This is a genomic window from Cellulosimicrobium cellulans (assembly GCF_006539945.1).
Classification (GTDB): domain Bacteria; phylum Actinomycetota; class Actinomycetes; order Actinomycetales; family Cellulomonadaceae; genus Cellulosimicrobium; species Cellulosimicrobium cellulans.
This window is the reverse complement of sequence record NZ_BJNZ01000008.1, coordinates 84,376-106,421: the sequence shown is the minus strand read 5'-3', so window position 1 is coordinate 106,421 and position 22,046 is coordinate 84,376. Positions and strand designations below refer to the sequence as shown.

Annotated in this window: 16 protein-coding genes; 9 read left to right on the top strand and 7 right to left on the bottom strand. The window is 74.2% G+C overall.

The annotated features are described in order from the left end of the window. Positions 1–57: 57 nt before the first annotated feature. The 5 genes from CCE02nite_RS08530 to CCE02nite_RS08510 all read left to right on the top strand — a co-directional run bounded on the left by CCE02nite_RS08530 (position 58) and on the right by CCE02nite_RS08510 (position 6,986). Positions 58–1,089 carry a LacI family DNA-binding transcriptional regulator gene (locus CCE02nite_RS08530; protein WP_141389228.1) on the top strand — a complete coding sequence of 344 codons (1,032 nt, stop codon included), beginning with the start codon at positions 58–60 and terminating at the stop codon, positions 1,087–1,089. Positions 1,090–1,578: 489 nt separating this feature from the next. After that, on the top strand, positions 1,579–3,273 hold the full coding sequence (locus CCE02nite_RS08525; protein ID WP_174774904.1) for a glycoside hydrolase family 13 protein: 1,695 nt from the start codon (positions 1,579–1,581) through the stop codon (positions 3,271–3,273). 118 nt (positions 3,274–3,391) lie between these two features. Then, a complete protein-coding gene (locus CCE02nite_RS08520; protein WP_141389226.1) occupies positions 3,392–4,792 on the top strand; it encodes an ABC transporter substrate-binding protein in 1,401 nt (466 codons plus the stop codon). Between the two features lie 158 nt (positions 4,793–4,950). After that, entirely contained in the window at positions 4,951–5,916 is a 966-nt protein-coding gene (locus CCE02nite_RS08515) for a carbohydrate ABC transporter permease (RefSeq protein ID WP_174774902.1), read from the top strand. Further along, entirely contained in the window at positions 5,913–6,986 is a 1,074-nt protein-coding gene (locus CCE02nite_RS08510; RefSeq protein WP_141389225.1) for a carbohydrate ABC transporter permease, read from the top strand. The genes CCE02nite_RS08515 and CCE02nite_RS08510 overlap by 4 nt, the downstream gene beginning before the upstream one ends. Before the next feature lie 86 nt (positions 6,987–7,072). On the opposite strand, the gene CCE02nite_RS08505 is transcribed toward CCE02nite_RS08510, so the two are convergent. Together CCE02nite_RS08505 and CCE02nite_RS08500 are read right to left on the bottom strand one after the other, a co-directional pair. Beyond that, positions 7,073–8,365, bottom strand: a complete 1,293-nt coding sequence (locus CCE02nite_RS08505) for an alkaline phosphatase (protein ID WP_255318730.1) — start codon at positions 8,363–8,365, stop codon at positions 7,073–7,075. Between the two features lie 164 nt (positions 8,366–8,529). Continuing rightward, entirely contained in the window at positions 8,530–9,570 is a 1,041-nt protein-coding gene (locus CCE02nite_RS08500) for a DUF2804 domain-containing protein (RefSeq protein ID WP_141389224.1), read from the bottom strand. A gap of 201 nt (positions 9,571–9,771) precedes the next feature. On the opposite strand from CCE02nite_RS08500, the gene CCE02nite_RS08495 reads away from it, so the two are divergent. The 3 genes from CCE02nite_RS08495 (at position 9,772) to CCE02nite_RS08485 (ending at position 12,748) form a co-directional block, all read left to right on the top strand. Further along, positions 9,772–11,001, top strand: a complete 1,230-nt coding sequence (locus CCE02nite_RS08495; protein ID WP_141389223.1) for a ferrochelatase — start codon at positions 9,772–9,774, stop codon at positions 10,999–11,001. A gap of 41 nt (positions 11,002–11,042) precedes the next feature. Further along, positions 11,043–11,777: a hydrogen peroxide-dependent heme synthase gene (gene hemQ, locus CCE02nite_RS08490; RefSeq protein WP_141389222.1), complete on the top strand. Its 735-nt coding sequence runs from the start codon at positions 11,043–11,045 to the stop codon at positions 11,775–11,777. A gap of 140 nt (positions 11,778–11,917) precedes the next feature. Next, positions 11,918–12,748, top strand: coding sequence for a TspO-related membrane protein (locus tag CCE02nite_RS08485; RefSeq protein ID WP_141389221.1), 831 nt, complete (start codon positions 11,918–11,920; stop codon positions 12,746–12,748). Positions 12,749–12,832: 84 nt separating this feature from the next. On the opposite strand, the gene CCE02nite_RS08480 is transcribed toward CCE02nite_RS08485, so the two are convergent. The 3 genes from CCE02nite_RS08480 to CCE02nite_RS08470 all read right to left on the bottom strand — a co-directional run bounded on the left by CCE02nite_RS08480 (position 12,833) and on the right by CCE02nite_RS08470 (position 16,000). Continuing rightward, positions 12,833–14,173: a Glu/Leu/Phe/Val family dehydrogenase gene (locus CCE02nite_RS08480; protein ID WP_255318729.1), complete on the bottom strand. Its 1,341-nt coding sequence runs from the start codon at positions 14,171–14,173 to the stop codon at positions 12,833–12,835. Between the two features lie 86 nt (positions 14,174–14,259). Continuing rightward, complete coding sequence (locus tag CCE02nite_RS08475) at positions 14,260–15,069, bottom strand: aldo/keto reductase (protein ID WP_218027067.1); 810 nt, start codon at positions 15,067–15,069, stop codon at positions 14,260–14,262. A 172-nt stretch (positions 15,070–15,241) separates the two neighbouring features. Continuing rightward, the gene (locus CCE02nite_RS08470) at positions 15,242–16,000 is read right to left on the bottom strand and encodes a helix-turn-helix transcriptional regulator (RefSeq protein ID WP_141389220.1); all 759 of its coding nucleotides are present in this window, start codon (positions 15,998–16,000) and stop codon (positions 15,242–15,244) included. A gap of 53 nt (positions 16,001–16,053) precedes the next feature. Between CCE02nite_RS08470 and CCE02nite_RS08465 the strand changes: the two genes are divergently transcribed. Continuing rightward, positions 16,054–19,689, top strand: coding sequence for a proline dehydrogenase family protein (locus CCE02nite_RS08465; RefSeq protein WP_141389219.1), 3,636 nt, complete (start codon positions 16,054–16,056; stop codon positions 19,687–19,689). Between the two features lie 20 nt (positions 19,690–19,709). On the opposite strand, the gene CCE02nite_RS08460 is transcribed toward CCE02nite_RS08465, so the two are convergent. Then, complete coding sequence (locus CCE02nite_RS08460; protein ID WP_141389218.1) at positions 19,710–20,912, bottom strand: DNA glycosylase AlkZ-like family protein; 1,203 nt, start codon at positions 20,910–20,912, stop codon at positions 19,710–19,712. A gap of 72 nt (positions 20,913–20,984) precedes the next feature. Further along, a complete protein-coding gene (locus CCE02nite_RS08455) occupies positions 20,985–22,001 on the bottom strand; it encodes a LacI family DNA-binding transcriptional regulator (RefSeq protein WP_141389217.1) in 1,017 nt (338 codons plus the stop codon). Positions 22,002–22,046: the final 45 nt, after the last annotated feature.

Genomic DNA, 22,046 nt, shown 5'->3' with positions numbered 1-22,046 from the left:
CGTTCGGCGCGTCCGGAATCACGCAAGCGGCTTGCAGCGCGGCGTATAGTCGACGGCATGTCGAGACGTCTGGCGGAGGTCGCCACCAAGGTCGGTGTCAGCGAGGCCACGGTGAGCCGCGTGCTCAACGGGAAGCCCGGGGTGTCGCAGGCGACGCGCGACGCGGTGCTCACCGCGCTCGACGTGCTCGGGTACGAGCGACCGACCAAGCTGCGCGGCGAGCGCGGTCGCCTCGTCGGGCTCGTGCTCCCCGAGCTCGTCAACCCGATCTTCCCGGCGTTCGCCGAGGTCATCGGCGGCGCGCTCGCTCAGCAGGGGTTCACGCCGGTGCTGTGCACGCGGACCGCGGGCGGTGTCACGGAGGCCGAGTACATCGACCTCCTGCTGGGCCAGCACGTGTCCGGCGTGATCTTCGCGGGCGGCTTCTACGCCGAGCGCCTGGCCGACCACGCGCACTTCCGCCGGCTCGAGAAGCTCGGGCTGCCCGTGGTGCTCATGAACGCCTCGATCGAGGACCTCGACTTCCCGCGTGTCTCGTGCGACGACCTCGTCGCGATGAACCAGGCGCTCGGCCACGTGCTCTCGCTCGGCCACGAGAAGGTCGGCCTGCTGCTCGGCCCGGCGGACCACGTGCCGTCCGAGCGCAAGCTCGCCGCGGCGCAGGCGTTCGCCGAGCGGCAGGGGCACGTGCTCGACCCGTCGCTCGTCGTGCACAGCCAGTACTCGCTCGAGAGCGGGCAGGCCGCGGCGAACCGGCTGCTCGAGGCGGGAGCGACGGCCATCGTGTGCGCGAGCGACCCGCTCGCCCTCGGCGCCGTGCGCGCGGTGCGGCGCGCGGGGCTCGACGTCCCGACGGACGTCTCCGTCGTCGGCTACGACGACTCGAACCTCATGAACTCCACGGACCCGGCGCTGACCACGGTCCGCCAGCCCATCGAGCCCATGGGCCGGGCCGCCGTGGACCTGCTCGCGAGCATGATCGCGGGCGCCGACGTCTCGCGCGACGAGCTCCTGTTCGAGCCCGAGCTCGTCGTGCGCGGCTCGACCGCCGCGGCGCACACCGCCGCCCGCGAGGCCACCGCCTCCTAGTCTGCGCCCCAACTCCCCCAGGGCCCTGGCCCGGCCGCTCGCGCGCGCCGGACCGGGGCCCTCGTCGTCCTCCCCGCGCATCGCCGAACCCGGGATGTCTCCCGACCTGCGCCCCGGCGTGGGGAGACAGCCCGGGTTCGACGCCGTCGGGACGCGCGTCGGCCCGGGCAATCCGTCTCGGAGAGGCTTCCGCAAGTAGTCGTAGGTCTCTCGACGTCAAGAGATAGCGTTCCGATAACAGCACTGTCAGGTTCTTGCGCGCATCCTGTCGTCTAGTTACAGTCGTCCACGACGGCGCGGTCGGCACCCGGTGCACGACGGCCGTCCCGGGACCCCCACCCGGTCGGATCGAACGCAGTGCGCAGCAGCAGGCGAGGCACGGCCCAGGCACGTGCAGCCCACGAACTCACGGAAGAGGACGCGGTGAGCAACGATCACCCCCGAGTCGCCGACGGCGAACCCACCCCCGACGCGACCCTCGCGCAGGCGGTGCGGGAGCCGGCGGCGGCGTCGCCCGACTGGTGGCGCAGCGCCGTGATCTACCAGGTCTACGTGCGCAGCTTCGCGGACGGGAACGGCGACGGCACGGGCGACCTCGCGGGCGTGCGGCAGCGCCTCACCTACCTGCGCGACCTCGGGGTCGACGCGATCTGGTTCACCCCCTGGTACGTGTCCCCGTTGGCCGACGGCGGCTACGACGTCGCGGACTACCGCGCGATCGACCCGCAGTTCGGCACGCTGGCCGAGGCGGAGAGGCTCATCGCGGAGGCCCGCGAGCTCGGCATCCGCACGATCATCGACGTCGTCCCCAACCACGTCTCGTCCGAGCACGAGTGGTTCAAGGCGGCCCTCGCGGCCGGCCCCGGATCGCCCGAGCGCGAGCGCTTCTGGTTCCACCCGGGCAAGGGCGAGGACGGGTCCCAGATCCCGACGCGCTGGGTGTCGGAGTTCCAGGGCAGCACGTGGACGCGCACGACGAACGCCGACGGCACGCCCGGCGAGTGGTACCTGCACGTGTTCGCGCCCGAGCAGCCGGACCTCAACTGGAACCACCCCGACGTGCGTCGGGAGCACGAGGACATCCTGCGGTTCTGGTTCGACCGCGGCGCCGCGGGCATCCGCATCGACTCGGCGGCCCAGCTCGTCAAGGACCCGGCGCTGCCCGAGGTCCCGGCCCACCCCGGCCCGGGGGAGCACCCGCACGTCGACCGCGACGAGCTGCACGACATCTACCGGGGCTGGCGTGCCGTCGCCGACTCCTACGAGGAGCCGCGCGTGCTCGTGGGCGAGGTGTGGCTCGCGGACCGTGCCCGGTTCGCCCAGTACCTGCGCCCGGACGAGATGCACACGGCGTTCAACTTCGACTTCATGGCGCGCCCGTGGGACGCGAAGGCGCTGCGCGAGTCGGTCCAGACGACGCTCGACGCGCACGCCCCGGTCGCTGCGCCCGCGACGTGGGTGCTCTCGAACCACGACGTGACGCGCCCCGTGACGCGCTACGGCCGCGAGGACAGCTCGTTCGCGTTCGCGACCAAGCGCTTCGGTACGCCGACGGACCTGGAGACCGGGCGCCGTCGGGTCCGTGCCGCGGCGCTGCTCTCGGCAGCGCTGCCGGGGTCGTTGTACCTCTACCAGGGTGACGAGCTCGGCCTGCCCGAGGTCGAGGACCTGCCGCTCGACGCGATCCAGGACCCCATGCACTTCCGCTCCGACGGCGTCGACCCCGGTCGCGACGGCTGCCGCGTCCCGATCCCGTGGACCCGTGACGGGTCGAGCCACGGGTTCGGGCCCGACGGCGGCGCGCGGCCCTGGCTGCCTCAGCCCGCGGGCTGGGGCGAGGTGTCCGTCGAGGCGCAGGCCGACGACGAGACGTCGATGCTCGCGCTCTACCGCCGCGTCCTCGCGACACGGCGCGCGGAGCCCGCGCTGCACGGCGAGGCGTTCCGCTGGCTCGACTCCCTCGGCGGGGTCGCGCTCGGCGACGACGTGCTCGCCTTCGTCCGCGGGGACACCCGCGGCGACGACGACCGCGCGGTCGCGTGCGTCGTCAACCTCGGGGCCGACGACGTGCCGCTGCCCGCGGACGCCGAGGTCCTCCTCCACAGCGGCACCCCGCGCGGGGCGGACGCGTCGGAGCCACCGACGCACCTCGCCCCCGACACCGCGGTCTGGCTGCGCGCGTGACGGCGCGCGCGAGCCGTCAGGCCTGACCGCCACCAGTCCCCGGGCCGCGAGCCGGTCGGCCCGGACACCCAGCACCCACCCAGCACACACCCAGCACCACCGGAACACAGGAGTGACGATGAAGTCCACACGTCAGGCGATCGCCTTCACCCTCGCGGGGGCGCTCGCGATCAGCACGCTCGCCGCGTGCTCGAGCGGCGGCTCGGGCAGCGACGACGAGACCAGCGGCTCGGACGGCGACGGGAAGGTCACCCTCAAGGTGGTCTCCCTCCTCCCGGGCTCCGAGCAGGAGGCGATCGACGCCTTCGACGCGCAGGTCGAGGAGTTCGAGGCCGCGAACCCGGACATCGACATCGTGCCGGAGGAGTACGAGTGGAAGGCGACGACGTTCGCCCCCCAGCTCGCCGGCGGCACGCTGCCCGACGTCTTCGAGATCCCGTTCACCGACGCGAAGACGCTCGTCGAGAACGGCCAGCTCGCCGACCTCGACGAGCAGTTCCGCACCCTGCCGTACGCCGACAAGTTCAACCCGGCGATCATCGAGGCCGGGACGGGGGCCGACGGCCACGTCTACGCGATCCCCGCGAAGAACGTGTACGGCGTGGGACTGCACTACAACCGTGCGCTGTTCGAGTCCGCCGGGCTCGACCCCGACCAGCCGCCGACCACGTGGGACGAGGTCCGCGAGGCGGCGAAGAAGATCGCGGACGCCAACCCCGGCGTGGCGGGCTACATGCAGATGTCGCAGAACAACACGGGCGGCTGGCAGCTCACGGTCAACACGTTCGCGCGCGGCGGCCGCACGCAGGAGGTCGCGGACGACGGCACGGCCACCTCGACGCTCACCAACGACGGGACCAAGGAAGCGCTCGAGTGGCTCCAGGCCATGCGCTGGGAGGACAACTCCCTCGGGAGCAACTTCCTCCTCGACTGGGGAACCATGAACCAGGCGTTCGCCGCCGGCCAGGTCGCGATGTACACGTCGGGCTCGGACGTCTTCACGTCGCTCGTGCAGACCAACGACCTCGACCAGACCACGTACGGCCTCGCGGCGCTCCCGCTCGAGGGCGACGACGCCGGCGTCCTCACCGGCGGCACGCTCGCCGCGATGCCGGCGAACGTGGACGAGGCGAAGAAGGAGGCCGCGATCAAGTGGATCGACTTCTTCTACCTCGCCAAGCTCGTGGACGAGAAGCGCGCCGTCGCCGACGCCGAGACGCTCGTCGCGAACGACCAGCCCGTGGGTACCCCCGTCCTGCCGATGTTCTCCCAGGAGCAGTACGAGCAGAACCAGGAGTGGATCGCGGACCTCATCAACGTCCCGCTCGACCAGATGACGAGCTACACGGACACGATGTTCGACCTGCCGCTCGTCGGTGAGCCGTCGCAGAAGACGCAGGAGATCTACGCCCTGCTCGACCCGGTCGTCCAGGCCGTCCTGACGGACGAGAACGCCGACGTGGACGCGCTGCTGGAGCAGGCGAACACCGAGGCGCAGGCCCTGCTCGACCAGGGCTGACGCCCGAGGTCGCGCGGTCCGCACCGGACCGCGCGACCCGCAGACCCGGGCCGGCCGGCAGCGCCCCCTGCCGGCCGACCCGCACCCCGCCGGTGCCCGACGGCGCGACGCACCTCGCGTCGTCGGGCACCTCCCACCGCACCGAAGGACGTTCGCCCGTGACCGCCACCACCGCACCGCCGCGACGGGGACCCGCCTCCCACGCGCGGGCCGACCGCGACGGCCGACGCCGCAGCCCCGTGACGTGGTTCCGTGGCGGCGGCCTGAGCAACCTCGTCTTCCTGCTGCCGCTGATCCTGATCTTCGGCGTCTTCTCGTGGTTCCCCATCGTGCGCGCGGTGATCATGAGCTTCCAGGAGACCAACCTCGTGAGCGACCCGACGTTCGTCGGGCTCGACAACTTCCGCCAGGTGCTGAACGACCCGCTCCTGTGGAAGGCCGTGAGAAACACGCTGTACTTCGCGTTCCTCGCCCTGCTGTTCGGGTACCCGATCCCGCTCGTCGCCGCGGTGCTCATGCGCGAGGTCCGCCGGGCGCGCGGGCTGTACTCCGCGCTCGCCTACCTCCCGGTCGTCGTGCCGCCGGTCGTCGCCGTGCTGCTGTGGAAGTTCTTCTACAACGGCAGCCCGACGGGCGTGTTCAACACGATCCTCGGCTGGGTCGGGCTCGGCCCGTACCCGTGGCTCCAGGACGCCTCGACGGCGATGCCCTCGCTCGTGCTCGCCGCCACGTGGGCCGGCGCGGGCGGGACGATCATCATCTACCTCGCCGCCCTGACGAGCGTGCCGCCCGAGCTCTACGACGCCTCCGAGGTGGACGGCGCGGGACTGTGGCGCAAGATCTGGCACGTCACGCTCCCGGCGCTGCGCGGCGTGCTGTTCATCACGCTGATCCTCCAGGTCATCGGCACGGCGCAGGTCTTCCTCGAGCCCTACCTGTTCACGGGCGGCGGGCCGAACAACGCGACGCTGACGATCCTGCTGCTCATCTACCGCTACGCCTTCCAGAACAGCCTCGGCGGCGACTACGGGGCCGCGACCGCGCTGTCGATCATGCTGGCGGCCGTCCTCGCGGTCTTCTCGATCCTCTACTTCCGGCTCACCCGGTCCTGGAGCACGTCATGACACTCTCGCCCACCGACAACCCGAGCGAGATCGGCGTCGTCTCGCAGGACTCCGCGGCGACGGCCGACAGCACGCCGGCGGGCCCGACGGACGGCACGGGCACCGCGCGCCGCGCCGCCGAGGCGAGCCGGTCCCGGCGCGAGTCCGAGCGTCGCAGGGTGCGCGCGCAGCGTCGCAAGGTGCTCGACGGCGTCGAGGACCGCGGCGCGCTCTCCGAGGCGGACTGGCGCCGCCCGTCCATCCGGTGGGGGATGGGCACCACGCACGTCCTGCTGCTCGTGATCCTCGTCGTCGCGGGGCTCGGCCCGATGCTGCTGCTCGCCAAGTACGCGGTCACCCCGACGCAGGACATCCTGCGCACGCCCATGGCGATCTTCCCGAACGGCATCGCGTGGGACAACCTCGACAAGGCGTGGAACGACGTGCAGGTCAGCCGGTACTTCCTCAACACGATCTGGCTCGCGGTCGGGTCGTGGGCGTCCCAGATCCTCGTCGCGACGACGGGCGGCTACGCGCTGTCCGTCCTGCGGCCGCGGTACGGGAAGGTCGTGCAGGCGCTCGTCCTGTCGACCATGTTCGTCCCGGCGATCGTCCTGCTCGTCCCGCTGTACCTGACGATCCTCGACCCGCCGCTGCTCGGCCGGTCGCTCATCAACAGCTTCTGGGCCGTGTGGCTGCCCGCGGGCGCGAGCGCGTTCAACGTGCTGCTCGTCCAGCGGTTCTTCGACAGCCTCCCGCGCGAGGTGTTCGAGGCCGCGCGCATGGACGGCGCGGGACCGTACCGGCTGTTCTGGTCGGTCGTGCTGCCGATGTCCAAGCCGATCGTCGGCGTGGTCTCGGTGTTCGCGGTCATCGCGGCCTGGAAGGACTTCCTCTGGCCGCTGCTCGTCCTCAAGGACCCGGCGATCCAGCCGCTGTCCGTGCGCCTCCCGTCCATCGAGGCGTCGACCGACCTCGGCGTGTTCCTCGCGGCCCTCGCGATCTCCACGCTCATCCCGGTCGCGCTGTTCCTGGTGTTCCAGCGCATGTTCCTCCAGGGCGCCGGCCTGGGAGGAGCGGTCAAGGGCTGACACGTCCGTCGCCGAACACGACTTTGGTGTCGTTATCCCGCGGATAACGACACCAAAGTCGTTCTCGACCGCGAGCAGGGTCGTGCTCAGCCGCGGCCGCGGCCCTGCATGGCGCGCAGCACGGCGTCGTGGACGTCGGTGTTGCGCTGCGCGCCCGCGAGGCGTGCGGCGCCCGGGCCCTGCGCGGTGATCGGCGTGGCCTCGCCCGTGTGGCCGCCCGTGGTCCAGTCGACCGTGAACTGCAGGTCCGACCCCGCGAGGTCGAACGGGCCGTCCTCGGTCGTGGCGCCCTCGCCGCTCTCGTCGTCCGGGTCGACGTTCTCGATCGCGAGCCCGCCCGTGGCGTGGTCGCCCACGACGAGCACGAGCGTGCCCCGGTTCTTCTCCGCGAAGTCGAGCGCGAGCGCGACGGTCTCGTCGAGCGCCTGCCCGGCCTGGATCGTGCGCGTCGCGTTGCTGCGGTGCGCGAACTCGTCCACGGCCTCCTCCTCGACGAGCAGGAGGAACCCGTCACGGTCGCGCGACAGCACGTCGAGCGCCTTGGCCGTCATGTCGACGAGCGGCACCTCCGGCTCGTACAGGTCGCCCTCGCCCTCGTTGCGCTGCTCGAACATCTCCTCGTTCGCGAACAGGCCGAGCAGCTTGCGTCCGCGTGCGTCCGCGAGCCCTTCGGCGTCGCTCACGTACGTGTAGCCGAGGTCCTGCGCGCGCTCGACGAGGTTCCCCTTCGTCCCCTTGCTCTGCTCGGTGGGGTCCTTCGCGGGGTTGTCCTCCCACGCGCCGGGGTCGCCCGCCGGGTACCACCAGTCCTCGCCGCCGCCGAGCACGACGTCGGGCCGCGAGCTCTCGAGGAACTGGCGCGCGATCTCGCTCTGGTCGCCGCGGTCGGGCACGTGCGCGCCGAACGCCGCGGGGGTCGCGTCGGTCACCTGGGCCGTCGTGACCAGGCCGGTGGCCTTGCCCGCGCCCCGGGCCGCCTCGAGGAGGGTCGGGACCGGGTTGCCGTCGACGTCGACGCCGACCGCCCCGTTGTACGTCCGCACCCCCGACGCGAACGCGGTCGCGCCTGCGGCGGAGTCGGTGACCGCCTCCTCGGGGTCGGCCGAGTCCGTGGTGGTCCAGCCGGCGTGCTCGAGCGAGTCCATCGCGAGCTGCCCGTCCTTGCCGACCGTCGCGAGCCGGATCAGCTCGCGGTGCGACAGGCCGAGCCCGTCGCCCTGGATGAAGATGACGTTGCGCGCCCGGTCGTTCCCGTGGCCCTGACCGTGGCCCTGGCCGTCGCCGCGCTCGCTCCCGCCGAACGGCAGGAGCATCACGAGCGCCGCGGCCGCCGCGACCCCCGTGGTACCCGCCCGGAGCTGTCCTCGTCGTGACTGCATGAGCTTCCCCTTCCCACCGGCGTCGCTGCCGGTGCCGGCACGGCCGCGGAGGGGACGGTGTCGCCGTCGCGCGCGGGCCGCGCCCGGCGGCGTCGGTGCCGCCGGATCGTCCCCACGCTAGGCACGCCCCGGGCACTGGCAAGCGGGGCGGAGTCGCACCGCGCTCACCAGCGGTTGTGGACCTCCTCGGCCCAGCCGACGAGCCCGTCGAACCGCACCGGCCCGGTCGCCGTGGATCCCGACGGGCCGCCGTCGGGCGGGGTGAACGTGCCCGACCAGGTCCCGAAGCACTGGTCGGTCGACGACGACACGACGCCGAGGTGCGTACGCGTCACCTTGGTGTGGAAGGGCTCGAACGTCGCGTCGAGACCGCCGCCGGTGACCCGCCACGGCCGGTCCGGGTCGGCGAGGTCGTAGTCCCAGACCAGCTCGTCGGGGAGGTGGTGGAGGCACCCGTCGACGAGGACCGCGTTCTCGGTCGAGCCCGTGCCGGCGGTCCAGCGGCCGCCCACCTGGATCCCGACGACCCGGCCGTGGCTCTCGCCCGAGCCCGCCCCCCAGTTCCACCGGACGTCGTACGGCCAGCGCCCGCGTCCGTGGTCGAGCACGGCCCACGACGACCCGGCGGGCACGTCGACCGTCCGGCCGTCCACCCACAACGTCCCGAGCGCCGGGCGGGCCACGTCCTTGACCGTGTACTGGAACCGCGTGTCGCTCCACGGCACCACCACCGCGAGCCGCTCGTGACCCGGCGGCAGCGCGGCGACGACGTCGAACGAGACGTCGCGCGTGCGCGCCCGCAGGCGCGTGCCGCCGTCGACCTCGTCGAGGTCGATCGCGAGGTTCTTCGCCCGGGCGCGTGCCGGGCCCTCGCCCAGCGTGCCGGGGAGCTCGACGCCGCGCGCCGGCACGACGGTCGCGGCGGCGCCCCACGTCCGCCCCGACTCCCGGTCCAGGACCCACACCTCGTGCACCGCGGCGTAGTCGATCGAGGAGACGGTCAGGGCGAGCACGTGCGTCGGGGTCGTGACGCCCCAGTACTCCCAGCGCTTGTTCCGGCCGAACCGGCGCGGGCCGCCCGCCCCGCCGCGCCCGATCGCGTCGGTGTCGACGAGGGGCTGGCGCGCCCAGCCGACGGCCCGGCGGTCGAGGCGGCCGTCGGGGCGCGTGAGCGGCACGCGCTCGGTGATCTCCGGGAGCGGCACCGCTCCACCTCCACGTGGTCGGCTCGGGCGGCTCGTGCGCGGGCCTCGGTACCCGCGACGCTGCCCGAGGGGCGAGCGGCCCGAGTCTAGGGCTCGACCGTCCTCGTGAGCCACGAGGTGACACCTTGTCCCGTCAATGTCACGTCCGAGGTGCCCGCTTCCGGACGAGCGGGCTCACGAGCGGGTGCCATGATCGGGAGCATGCCCCCGTTCTCCCCCCAGGACGTCACTGCCGACACGGGCCGGGCCGCCGAGCCCGTCGTGCCCGCCGCCACCCCCGCGAGCGCCGTCGACCCCGGTCCCACCCCTGACCTGCGCCCGTACGACGCGCTGCTGCTGTACTCGTTCGGCGGGCCCAACAAGCCCGAGGACGTCGTGCCCTTCCTGCGCAACGTCACCGCGGGCAAGGGCATCCCGGACTCGCGTCTCGAGGAGGTCGGCGAGCACTACTACGGCTTCGGCGGCAAGAGCCCCATCAACGAGCAGAACCTCGCGCTCAAGGCGGCGCTCGAGGCCGAGCTCGCGCGCCGCGGCGTCGAGCTGCCCGTCGTGTGGGGCAACCGCAACTGGGAGCCGTACACGACCGACGCGATCGACGAGCTCGAGGCGCTGGGCGCGCAGAACGCCGTCGCGCTCGTGACGTCCGCGTACTCGTCGTACTCCGGCTGCCGCCAGTACCGCGAGGACCTCGCGGTCGTGCTCGACGGCCGCGGCCAGCTCGGCCCCGACGGCTCGACGGGCGTGCAGTTCGACAAGGTGCGCTCCTACTTCAACCACCCGGGCTTCGCGCAGGCGAACGTCGACGCGGTGCTCGACGGCTACGCGGCGCTCGCGGACAAGGGCGGCGACGGCGCGGCCGCGCGGCTCGTGTTCGTCACGCACTCCATCCCGGACACCATGGAGGCGGCGTCGCGCATCTCCTTCGCGACGTACTCCGAGCAGCACCTCGACCTCGCGCGCGTGATCGCGGCGGAGGTCTCGGCCCGCCTGGGTCACGACGTCGCGTGGGACCTCGCGTACTGCTCGCGGTCCGGCCCGCCGAGCCAGCCGTGGCTCGAGCCCGACGTCAACGACCACCTCGAGGCCCTCGCGCAGGACGACGTCCGCGACGTCGTGCTGTCGCCGATCGGCTTCGTCTCCGACCACATGGAGGTCGCGTACGACCTCGACACCGAGGCGATGGAGACCGCGACGGGGCTCGGGATGACCGCGGTCCGCGCGGGCACCGTGAGCACGCGCGAGCCGTTCGTGCGCGGACTCGTGGACCTGCTCGTCGAGCGTGCGGCGCTCGCGCGCGGCGAGGACGTCGAGCAGGCCACGGTCGGCGCGCTGCCCGCGTTCCGCTCGGTGTGCGCGCCGGGCTGCTGCCTGCGCCGCGACGGCGAGCCGAGCGGCGTCCCGGCGCTGTGCAGCACTGACGTCCACAGCTGAACCCCGGCGGACACCCCCGCACGGACCCGAGAGGAACCCCGATGAACGACGCCGCGCGCGTGCCCGCGGACCACGAGCAGATCAACACCACCATCCGCTACGCGATGTGGTCCGTCTTCGCGACGGCGGCGCCCCTGCCCGCCGACGCGGACGAGCGAGCGGGCCTCGTGGCCGACGCGCTGGCCGCCGTCGGCGGCGGTGACGACCCGGCCGCGACGGACGGCGACCTCGTCGTGCGCGGCTGGTACGACGTCGCGGGCCTGCGCTCGGACGCCGACCTCATGGTGTGGTGGCACGGGCCGACGATCGAGTCGGTGCAGGGTGCCTACCAGCGCTTGCGCGCGAGCGGCCTCGGGGCGCACCTGGAGCCGGTGTGGTCGAACGCGGCGCTGCACCGTCCCGCCGAGTTCAACCGGGGCCACGTGCCGGCGTTCCTCGCGGGCGAGGCGCCGCGCGACTACCTGTCGGTGTACCCGTTCGTGCGGTCGTACGACTGGTACCTGCTGCCCGACGCCGAGCGCCGCACCATGCTGCGCGACCACGGCCTCGCGGCGAAGGACTACCCGGACGTGCGCGCCAACACGGTCGCGTCGTTCGCGCTCGGCGACTACGAGTGGATCCTCGCGTTCGAGGCCGACGAGCTGCACCGCATCGTCGACCTCATGCGCGAGCTGCGCGCGACCGAGGCTCGCCGCCACGTGCGCGAGGAGGTCCCGTTCTTCACGGGCCCGCGCACGACGCTCACCGCCTGGGCGGACCGCCAGCCCTTGGCGTGACCGAGCGCCGCGCCGAACACGACTCTGGTGTCGTTATCCGACGGATAACGACACCAGAGTCGTTCTCGGCGGCGAGCAGAGTCGTTCTCGGCAGTACGGCCCCAGATGCTCAGCATGCTGAGTGATGTCACGCTGGAGGCATGACCACAGCAGCCGTCCCGGCGGGCGCCGTCCCCGCCCCCGCGCCCTCCGACCGTGTACGCCAGGTCGTCGTCCTCGTCGGCTCGCTCGTCGCGGCCGGTGCCGCGGCGTACGGCGCAGGCGCGTTCGGCGGCACCGCCGTCGAGCAGACCGCCGGGGGCGCGCTGTCCTCGACCGCGACGCCCGTGGCGCCCGACAACCCGGCGTTCCGCATCTGGTCCGTGATCTACCTCGGCCTCTTCGCGTTCGCCGTCTACCAGGTCCTGCCGCGGCACGCGACGAGCCCGCGCCTGCGCGCGACCGCGTGGTGGGTCCTGGTGTCGATGGTCCTCAACGCCGCGTGGATCGGCGTCGTGCAGGCGGGGTGGATCCCGCTGAGCGTCGTCGTCATCGCGGCGCTGCTCGCCGTCAACGCGGTGGTCGTGGTGCGGCTCGTGCGCCGGCGGCCGGAGTCGACCGCGCAGGCCGTCGTGCTCGACGGGACCATGGGGCTCTACACCGGCTGGGTGAGCGTCGCGACGCTCGCGAACGTCGCCGCGGCGCTCACCGACGCCGGCGTCGGTGAGCTCGGCCTCGGAGCGACGGGCTGGTCGGTCGTGCTCGTCGTGCTCGCCGCGGTGCTGTCCGTCGCGTGGGCGGCGTTCGCCGCAGGGCGTCGCGCGGTCGCGCTCGGCATCGGCCTCGCCATGTCGTGGGGTCTCGCGTGGATCGCCGTCGGGCGGTTCCAGGGCGAGCTCGTGGACACCACCGTGGCCTGGGCGGCCGTCGGCGCGTCCGCGGTCGCGATCGTGGCGGCGGTCGTCGCCGCGACCCGCCCGGCGCGCGCCTGACCACCCGCCGAGCACGCGGTCCGCGGCCGGGCCGAGCCCAGGACGGCCGCGGCCCCCGTGCTCGGCGGGGTCGTGCCGCGCAGGTCAGGGGTAGAGGCCGCGGATCTGGTGCGCCTCCGCCACGCGCTGCACGCCGATGACGAGCGCGGCGTCGCGCAGGCTCAGCTCCTCGCGGCGCGCGAGGCCCGCGACCTCCTCGTACGCGTGCAGCATGCGGTGCTCGAGCTTCTCGCCGATCTCCTGCTCGGTCCACCAGTACGCCTGGTTGGCCTGCACCCACTCGAAGTAGGAGACGACGACGCCGCCCGCGTTCGCGAGCACGTCCGGCACGACCGTCACGCCGTTCTTGGCGAGCACCCGGTCGCCCTCGGCCGTCGTCGGGCCGTTCGCGCCCTCGACGACCCAGCGCGCGCGCACGGTGCGGGCGGTGTCGCCGTCGAGCACGCCCTCGACGGCCGCGGGGACCAGCACGTCGACGTCGAGCGCGAGCAGCGCGTCGTTGTCGACCGGCTCGGCGCGGTCGAAGCCCACGACGCTGCCGGTCGCGGCGACGTGCTCGAACAGCGCGCGCACGTCCAGCCCGTCCGGGTCGTGCACGCCCCCGTACTGGTCGGAGACCGCGACGACGCGCGCCCCGCGCGCCGCGAACAGCGCCGCCGCGTGCGAGCCGACCTTGCCGAAGCCCTGGATGGCGACGCGCACGTGGGACAGCGGCACACCCGCCTCGTCGAGCGCCGCCGCGGTGACGTGCACGACGCCCGCGCTGGTCGCCGTCGTGCGCCCGAGCGACCCGCCCACGGTGATCGGCTTGCCGGTCACGACGGCCGGGATCGTGTAGCCCTGGTTGACCGAGTACGTGTCCATGACCCACGCCATGGTCCGCTCGCTCGTGCCCATGTCGGGCGCCATGATGTCCCGCTCCGGGCCGATCACCGGCATGATCTCCGACGTGTAGCGGCGCGTGACGCGCTCGAGCTCGGCCTCGGAGTAGCAGCGCGGGTCGATCGCGACCCCGCCCTTCGCCCCGCCGTACGGCAGGTCCACGAGGGCGCACTTCCACGTCATCCACATCGCGAGCGCGCGCACCTCGTCGACGTCGACGCTCGGGGCGTAGCGCAGGCCGCCCTTGCCGGGGCCGCGCGAGACGTTGTGCTGCACCCGGTAGCCGTGGAAGAGGACGGTGCGGCCGTCGTCGCGCCGCAGCGGCACGGCGACGTTCACCTCGCGGCGCGGCGTCGCGAGCATCTCGTGGAGGCCGTCGTCGTAGCCGAGGAAGTCGACCGCGCCGGCGAGCTGCGCGTGCGCGGTGTCGAGCGCGGACGCCGGTGCGGTCGCGGCGTCGGGCCGAGAGGCCGTACGGGGAGCGGGATCGTTCGGGGTGGTTTCGCCGCCGTCGAGGGTGGGCGGCACGGACGTCGTCGTCACGGTTCCTCCGGTTCGAGGTTCTCCTCGGTGCCGCGGGGGTGTGCGGCACCGAGGGTCACGCTACCTCCGGAGCGGGCGCTCGCCGCTCACGCGCCCCGGCGGTGCCCCAGGGCGTCGATCGCCGCGAGCTCGTCCGCGGAGAGGGAGAACCCGGTCACCGCGAAGTTCGCCTCGATGCGCGACGGCGTCACGGACTTCGGGATGACGACGAACCCGTGGTCGAGGTGCCAGCGCAGCACGACCTGCGTGGGCGTGACGCCGTGCGCGGCCGCGACGTCGGCGAGCACGGGCGCGTCGAGGTCGGTGCGCTTGAAGGGGCTGTACCCCTCGAGCACGACGCCGCGCTGCGCGAGCTCGTGCACGACGCGGTGGTCGTAGTCGGCCGGGCTCCACGGGATCTGGTCGACGGCGGGCGTCTCGCCGACCTGGTCGGAGAGGACGTCGACCTGCTCGACCGAGTAGTTGCTCACCCCGATCGAGCGCACCCTGCCCTCGTCGCGCAGCTCGACGAAGCGCTCCCAGACCCAGGGCGACGCCTCGCCTGCCGGCGGCCAGTGGATGAGCCACAGGTCCACGTGGTCCGTGCCGAGGTCGCGCAGCGACGCCTCGAGCGTCTCGCGCTCGCGGCCCGCGGCGTCCGGCGGGAGCTTGGTCGTGACGAACACGTCGGCGCGGTCGACGGACGACTCGGCGAGCGCGCGCCCGACCTGCGCCTCGTTGCCGTAGCCCGTCGCGGTGTCGACGTGCCGGTAGCCCACGTCGAGCGCGTGGCGCACGGCGCGGTACGCGTCGTCGCCCTCGGACTGCCACGTGCCCAGGCCGAGCAGCGGCATCGCGCCGCCGGGCAGGTCGACGGTCGGGACGGCGCCGGGGGAAGAGTCTGCTGCTGAGGTCATGCAGTCAGTCTCCGTGCCCGACGCCGTCGCTCGCCACCGCGGCAGCTCCCCGAACCGGGGCCGTGCGTCACCCGAACGCCGAACCCGGGGTTCGCGGTCGGCCGACGCCCGGAGTGACCCGCAACCCCGGGCTCGCCACGGGCGGTTCCGGCGGCGGCGGTGCCGTGGGCGTTCAGCGGCGGGTGCGACGGCGGTACTGGGCCGGGGTCTCGCCCGCGAGGCGCGCGAACGTGCGGGTGAACGACGGCTGGTCGTAGAAGCCGCTCTCCGCCGCGATCTCGCCGATCGAGGCGGTGCTCCCGGCGAGCAGTCGCGTCGCGTGGTCGACCCGGGTGCGCAGCACGAGCTGGCGCGGCGTCACGCCGTACACGCGCCGCACGCGCCGGTCGAGCACCGCGGACGTGCAGCCCGCCGCCTCGGCGAGCCGCGCCGTCGTCCAGCGGGCGCCGAGGTCTGTCTCGACCGTGGCGACGAGCGCGGCGAGGGAGTCCATGGTCGCGTCGTCGGCCGCGCCCGCGCGCAGGTCGTGCGAGACGGACACGATCCCCACGAGGCGACCGGCGTCGTCGTGCACGGGGAGCTTGGACGTGAGGAACCAGCCCGACGTGCCGCCGAGCCGCCGGATGCGCTCGAGCTCGCCGCGCAGCGCGCGCCCGCGCAGCACCTCGGCGTCCTGCTGCTCGTAGCGCTCCGCGAGCTGCGGGACGAACAGATCGCGCGCGCGCCGGCCCAGCACCGCGCGGCGCGAACGCTCGGTCGTCCGCGCGACGAACACCGGGTTGACCGCGACGTACCGGCCCGTGACGTCCTTCGCGCAGAACATCGTGTCCGGCAGCTCGTCCATGAGCGCGACCATGGCGGGGCTGAGCGCTCGGAGGAGCCGGTCCGCCGCGGGCGGCGAGGTCTCGGCGTTGTCGCGGTCGGGTGTCATGTCGCCCCGGATCGTACAAGACGAGTCACCGCGACCCGAGGCACCCTGGAGGGATGAGCAACGACGCGCCCGCCCGGCCGCTCCCCACCCCCGGAGCCGTCGGCGACACGAGCCTCACCTCCCCGGACGACCTCGTCGAGGAGGCCGTCGCGCTGGCCCGGCGCTGGCTCGCCGCGAGCTCGCGAACCGGCACTGCGGCGGGTGACACCCACGCCCGGAAGACCGCCGAGCGGCTCGGCGCGCTCGTCTCCGACCCCACGGGCCTCGAGCTCGCGGTCCGGTTCGTCGACGACGTCGCGCGGCCCCAGGACGTGCAGGTCGCCGCGCGGGCGCTCGGCCGTCTCGGGGAGCTCGCGGGGAGCGCGGGGTCGTTCCTCGGCCCGGTCGACCGGACGCTGCTGCGCGTCGGGGCGGGCGTCGCACCGGTGCTGCCGCGCGTCGTCGTCCCGGCAGCGCGCGTGCGGCTGCGTCAGCTCGTGGGTCACCTCGTCGCCGACGCCGGGAGCGGCCTCGGCCCGCACCTCGCCCGGACCCGCGCGGAGGGCTACGCGCTCAACGTCAACCTCCTCGGCGAGGCCGTGCTCGGCGAGGCCGAGGCGGACGCACGCCTCGAGCGCACGCTCGCGCTCGTGCGGCGTCCCGACGTCGACTACGTGTCGGTCAAGGTGTCGTCCGTGGCGTCGCAGCTCGTCACGTGGGACCTCGACGGGTCGTGCGCGCGCGTCGTCGAGCGGCTCCTGCCGCTCTACCGCGCGGCGCGCGACCACGGCGTGTTCCTCAACCTCGACATGGAGGAGTACAAGGACCTCGCGCTGACGACCGCGGTGTTCCGTGAGCTCCTCGCGCACGACGACCTGCACGACCTCGAGGCCGGGATCGTGCTCCAGGCGTACCTGCCCGACGCGCTCGGTGCGCTCGACGGCCTCACGCGCTTCGCGGCCGAGCGCGTCGCCGCCGGGGGAGCGCCGGTCAAGGTGCGCCTCGTCAAGGGCGCGAACCTCGCGATGGAGGCCGTCGAGGCCGAGCTGCACGGGTGGCCGCAGGCGCCCTACCCGACCAAGCCCGACGTGGACGCGAACTACGTCCGCCTGCTCGACCACGCGCTGCGCGAGCCCCGCACCGACGCCGTCCGCATCGGCGTCGCGAGCCACAACCTGTTCCACGTCGCGCTCGCCGTGCTGCTCGGCCGCGCCCGCGGCGTGAGCCACGCGCTCGACGTCGAGATGCTCCAGGGCATGGCCCCCGGCGAGGCACGTGCCGTGCGCGACGAGGTCGCGGCCGACCGCGTCGAGACCGGCCCGCACGCGGGGCGCGGCGGGCGCGTCGTGCTGTACACGCCCGTCGTGCGCGACGAGGACTTCGACGTCGCGATCTCCTACCTCGTGCGCCGCCTCGAGGAGAACGCCGCCGAGCAGAACTTCCTGCACGCCATGTTCGCGCCCGACGGGTCGCCCGCGGGCACCCCGATGGGTCGCCAGGAGACGGCGTTCCGCGCGTCCGTGCGCCACGGGGTGCACTACGAGGACGCCGACGTAACCCCCCGCCGCCGTCCTGGTGCGGGGGCCCCGACCACCGTCGGCCCACACCAGCCCGCCGAACCCGGGGTTATCGGCAAGGATGGCGCCGAACCCGCCCGTAACCCTGGGTTCGGCGGGTTCGTCAACGCCGCCGACACCGACCCCGCCGTCGCCGCGTCGCGCGACTGGGCGCGGCGCGTGACCGGGACCGAGTCCGGGTTCGTGGCCGTCCGCACGTCCCCGCTCACCTCCGTCGCTCAGGTGGACGACGCCGTCGCGACCGCCGTGCGCGCGACCGCGGCGTGGGCGCGAGTTGCGCCGACGGCCCGCGCCGCCGCGCTGCGCGCCGTCGCCCGGCGGCTCGAGGCGGCGCGCACCGACCTCGTCGCCGCGATGGTGCACGAGCCGGGCAAGACCGTCGCCGAGGCCGACCCCGAGGTGAGCGAGGCCGTCGACTTCGCGAGCTACTACGCGCGGTCGGCCGAGGACCTTCAGCGCGTCCCGGGCGCCCGCTTCACGCCCGACGGCGTCACGCTCGTCACGCCGCCGTGGAACTTCCCCGTCGCGATCCCCGTGGGCGGGGTCCTCGCGGCGCTCGCGGCCGGGTCGGCCGTGCTCGCCAAGCCCGCGCCGCCGACGCCGCGCTGCCTCGAGGTGGCGGTCGAGGCGATCCGCGCGGGCCTGCGCGACGCGGTCGCGGCCGCGCCGGAGGACTTCGCGGGACTGGACGCGGGCTCGGTCACCGAGGTCGTGCAGTACGTCCGCGTGCCCGACGACGAGCTCGGCAAGCGCCTCGTCACGCACGACGACGTCGCGCGCGTCGTGCTCACGGGCTCGATCGAGACCGCGCAGCTCTTCGCGCGGTGGAAGCCGTGGCGCCCGGTGCTCGCCGAGACGTCGGGCAAGAACGCGCTCGTCATCACGCCGTCGGCGGACCTCGACCTCGCGGTGGCCGACCTCGTGCGCTCGGCGTTCGGGCACGCGGGGCAGAAGTGCTCGGCCGCGTCGCTCGCGATCCTCGTCGGCTCGGCGGGCGACCCGCGGACCGAGACGGGGCGCCGCGTGCGGCGCCAGCTCGTGGACGCGGTGCGCTCGCTCGCGGTCGGGCCCGCGACCGACGTCTCGACGACCATGGGGCCGCTCACCGAGCCCGCGTCCGGCAAGCTCCTGCACGCCCTGACGACGCTCGAGCCCGGCGAGTCGTGGCTCGTGCGGCCCCGGCAGCTGGACGGTGGGCCGGACCTCGAGGGCCGCCTCTGGACGCCCGGCCTCAAGGAGGGCGTCGCGCCCGGGTCGCCGTTCCACCTCACCGAGTACTTCGGCCCCGTCCTCGGGATCATGACCGCCGCGACGCTCGACGAGGCGATCGCGCTCCAGAACGCCGTCCCGTTCGGGCTCACCGGCGGCATCCACAGCCTCGACGAGGCCGAGGTGGAGCGCTGGCTCGACGCCGTCCAGGTGGGCAACGCCTACGTGAACCGGCACATCACCGGCGCGATCGTGCAGCGGCAGTCGTTCGGCGGCTGGAAGCAGTCGGCCGTCGGGCCGGGCGCCAAGGCGGGTGGGCCGAACTACGTCGCGCAGCTCGGCGGCTGGGCCGACGCGACGGGCGAGGGCGCTGACGAGGGCGCGCGGACGTCGTCGGGCACCACGGCGCCCGGGCGAGCCGAACCCGTCGCACCGCCCGCGCGCGAGGCCGCGCCCGAGGCGTGGCTCGCGTGGGCGAAGGCCGACGACGCGCGCTGGTGGGAGCGGGAGTTCTCCGCCGGCCACGACCCCTCGGGCCTGCACGTCGAGTCGAACGTCTTCCGCTACCGGCCGGTCGACGTGCTCACGGTGCGGGTCGGCGCCGACGCGCTGCCGGTCGAGGTCGAGCGCGTGCTGCACGCCGCGCGCACGGCGGGCGTGCCCGTGGTCGTCGTGCCGTCGTCCGGCGATTCCGCGGTGAGCGACGACGACTTCGCGCGCCGCGTCGCGTCCGGAGCGGTCCGGGGCAGGGTCCGCGTCGTCGGCTCCGCGCCCGGGCTGCACGAGGCTGCGGCCGAGCGCGTCGGCGAGGTCACGGTCCTGGACCACCGCATCGTCGCGAGCGGTCGCCGTGAGCTGCTCACGGTCCTGCACGAGCAGGCCGTCAGCCGCACGACGCACCGGTACGGCCACGTGAAGCGCTGATCCCGCTACCTCGTCGCGGCCTACGCCGACGAGACGGTCACGGACGCCGCGTCGCGGAACGCTCGCAGGCGCTCGGCCTGCTCGGCGACGGCGTCCGTGAGCGCGGCGTCCCACGGGACCCACGGGTCCGTGAGGACGGTGAGCCGCCGGCCCGACGCGCGGGGCCGCCACGTCCCGACGACCTCGCCGTCCGCGAGCACGGCCCCGGGCCGGCCGAGGACGCGCCACAAGTCCTTGGCGCGCGCCGCGTCGGCCACGAGCGTGGCGCGGTCGCGGAGCTGGAGGTACAGGTCGTACGGGCCCACGAGCCGGACCACGGGGGCACCGGTGCCCGGCCGCACGTCGCGGTGTCGGGCCGCGGCGCCCCGGAGCTGTTCGACGTCGTCGGCCAGCGCCCAGCGCTCGGCCGGGCGCGCGCCGGGCTCGGCGTCGGTGATCTCCACACGCACGGCGTCGTCGGGCCAGAGGGCGCGCACGTCCTTGACCGGCGCGTCGAGGAACCCCGCGACGTCCTGGACGGTCGCGGCGGGGAAGAAGCGCAGGTAGCCCCGCACGACGTCGTGGTGCGGCACGGCCTCGGTCCCGAGCCTGCCGTAGAGCGACGGCTCGAGGCCCGGCACCCGCCGCAGCACCGGCGGCGACGTGCCGGGCTCCAGCTCGAGCCCGGCCTGGAGCGCGGCGAGGCGGAACGTCTGCTCGTAGCTGTGCGTCGCGCCGCACGACCGGCACCAGCGCAGGTGCTGCTCGGGGAGGCGCTGCGTGAGCCGCGTCGAGAGGTCCCCCTTGACGGTCGGGTCGACGACGATCTCGCGCTCGAGCCGCGCCTCCGTGCGCAACGCGTCGAGCACGGCGAGTCCCGCCGCGCGCAGCGGCTTGCTCGCGTCGAAGACCCGCTTGGCGGCGTCGGCCTCGGAGAGCGGGGCGGTCGCGACGGCGACGTCGTCCAGGTCCGCGCGACGGTAGACGTGCGGCGCGCCGCGCAGGGTCCAGGCGAGGGCGAGGTCCGGCGGGAGGCTGCCCGGCGTCACGGCCGGGGCGCCGCGCACCGCGAGCCCCCAGGCGGCGCCGTCGGGCCCGGTGTCCTGGACGCCCAGGTCGAGGACGGCGACGTCGATCGGGGAGTCGGCCGCGTCGGGCGCGCGGTCGAGCTGCTGGGCGTGCCAGCGCGCCGTGAGCACGTCGGCGCGCGAGAGCGGGGTCGGGAGTGCCGAGGACGAGGTCACGAACCTCAGGCTACGAGGACCCTCCCACGTCGCCGCGGCACCCCGGGTAGGGCGCCACGGCGACGGGGGAGGTCAGACCGAGTCGCGCTCGACGAGCTCGGGGGAGAGGACCTGCGACGCGATCTCGTCCCCGCGCCCGCCGACGAGGTCGAGCAGGAGGTCCGTCGCACCGCGGACCATCTCGACCATCGGGTTCTGGACCGTCGTGAGCGGCGGCACCGTCGAGGCGGCGGTCGCGAGGTTGTCGAACCCGACCACGGACACGTCGCGCGGCACGTCGCGCCCGTGCGCCGCCAGGACGCGCAGCGCGCCCTCGGCCATGAGGTCCGACGCGACGAACAGGCCGTCGACGTCGGGGTGTGCCGCGAGGATGCGCTCCATCGCGGCGGCGCCGCCGGCTACGGCGAAGTCGCCGATCTCGACCGCGTCGTCGGGCAGGCCCGCACCCTGGAGCACCTCGCGCCAGCCCGTGAGCCGGTCGACGCCGGCCGTCATGTCCTGCGGACCGGCGATCGTCGCGATGCGGCGGCGGCCCGCCTCGACGAGCCGGCGCGCCGCGAGGCGGCCGCCCTCGACGTTGTCGACGTCGACGTAGAGGAGGTCGGGCGTCGGGCGGAACGGACGCCCGACGAAGACCGCGGGCAGCCGGGCCGCGAGCAGCGCCTCCTCGAGCTCGTCGTCGCGGTGGTGCGACGCGACGATCGCGCCGTCCACGTGCCCGCTGCTCAGGTACCGGACGATGCGGCCCGGCTGCTCGTCGGGCCGCGCGAACAGCAGGACGAGCTGGAGGTCCGTGCCCCCGAGCGCGGCGCTCACGCCGCGCATCGTGCCCGCGAGGAACGGGTCGGTGAGGATGCGCTCGTCCGGCTCGGGGACCACGAGCGCGATCGAGTCGGTGCGGCGCGTCACGAGGGAGCGGGCGGCGCGGTTGGGCGTGTAGCCGAGCTGGGCGACGGCGGCGTCGACCGCCGCCTGGGCCTCGGGCGACACGCGCAGGCCGCCGTTGATCGCGCGCGACGCGGTCGAGCGCGAGACACCCGCCGTCTGGGCCACCTCGTCCAGGGTCGGCGCGGAGCGCAGGCTGTTCATCAGGACAGTATCCCGCGCGCGCCCCGCCGACCGCACCGCCCCGCT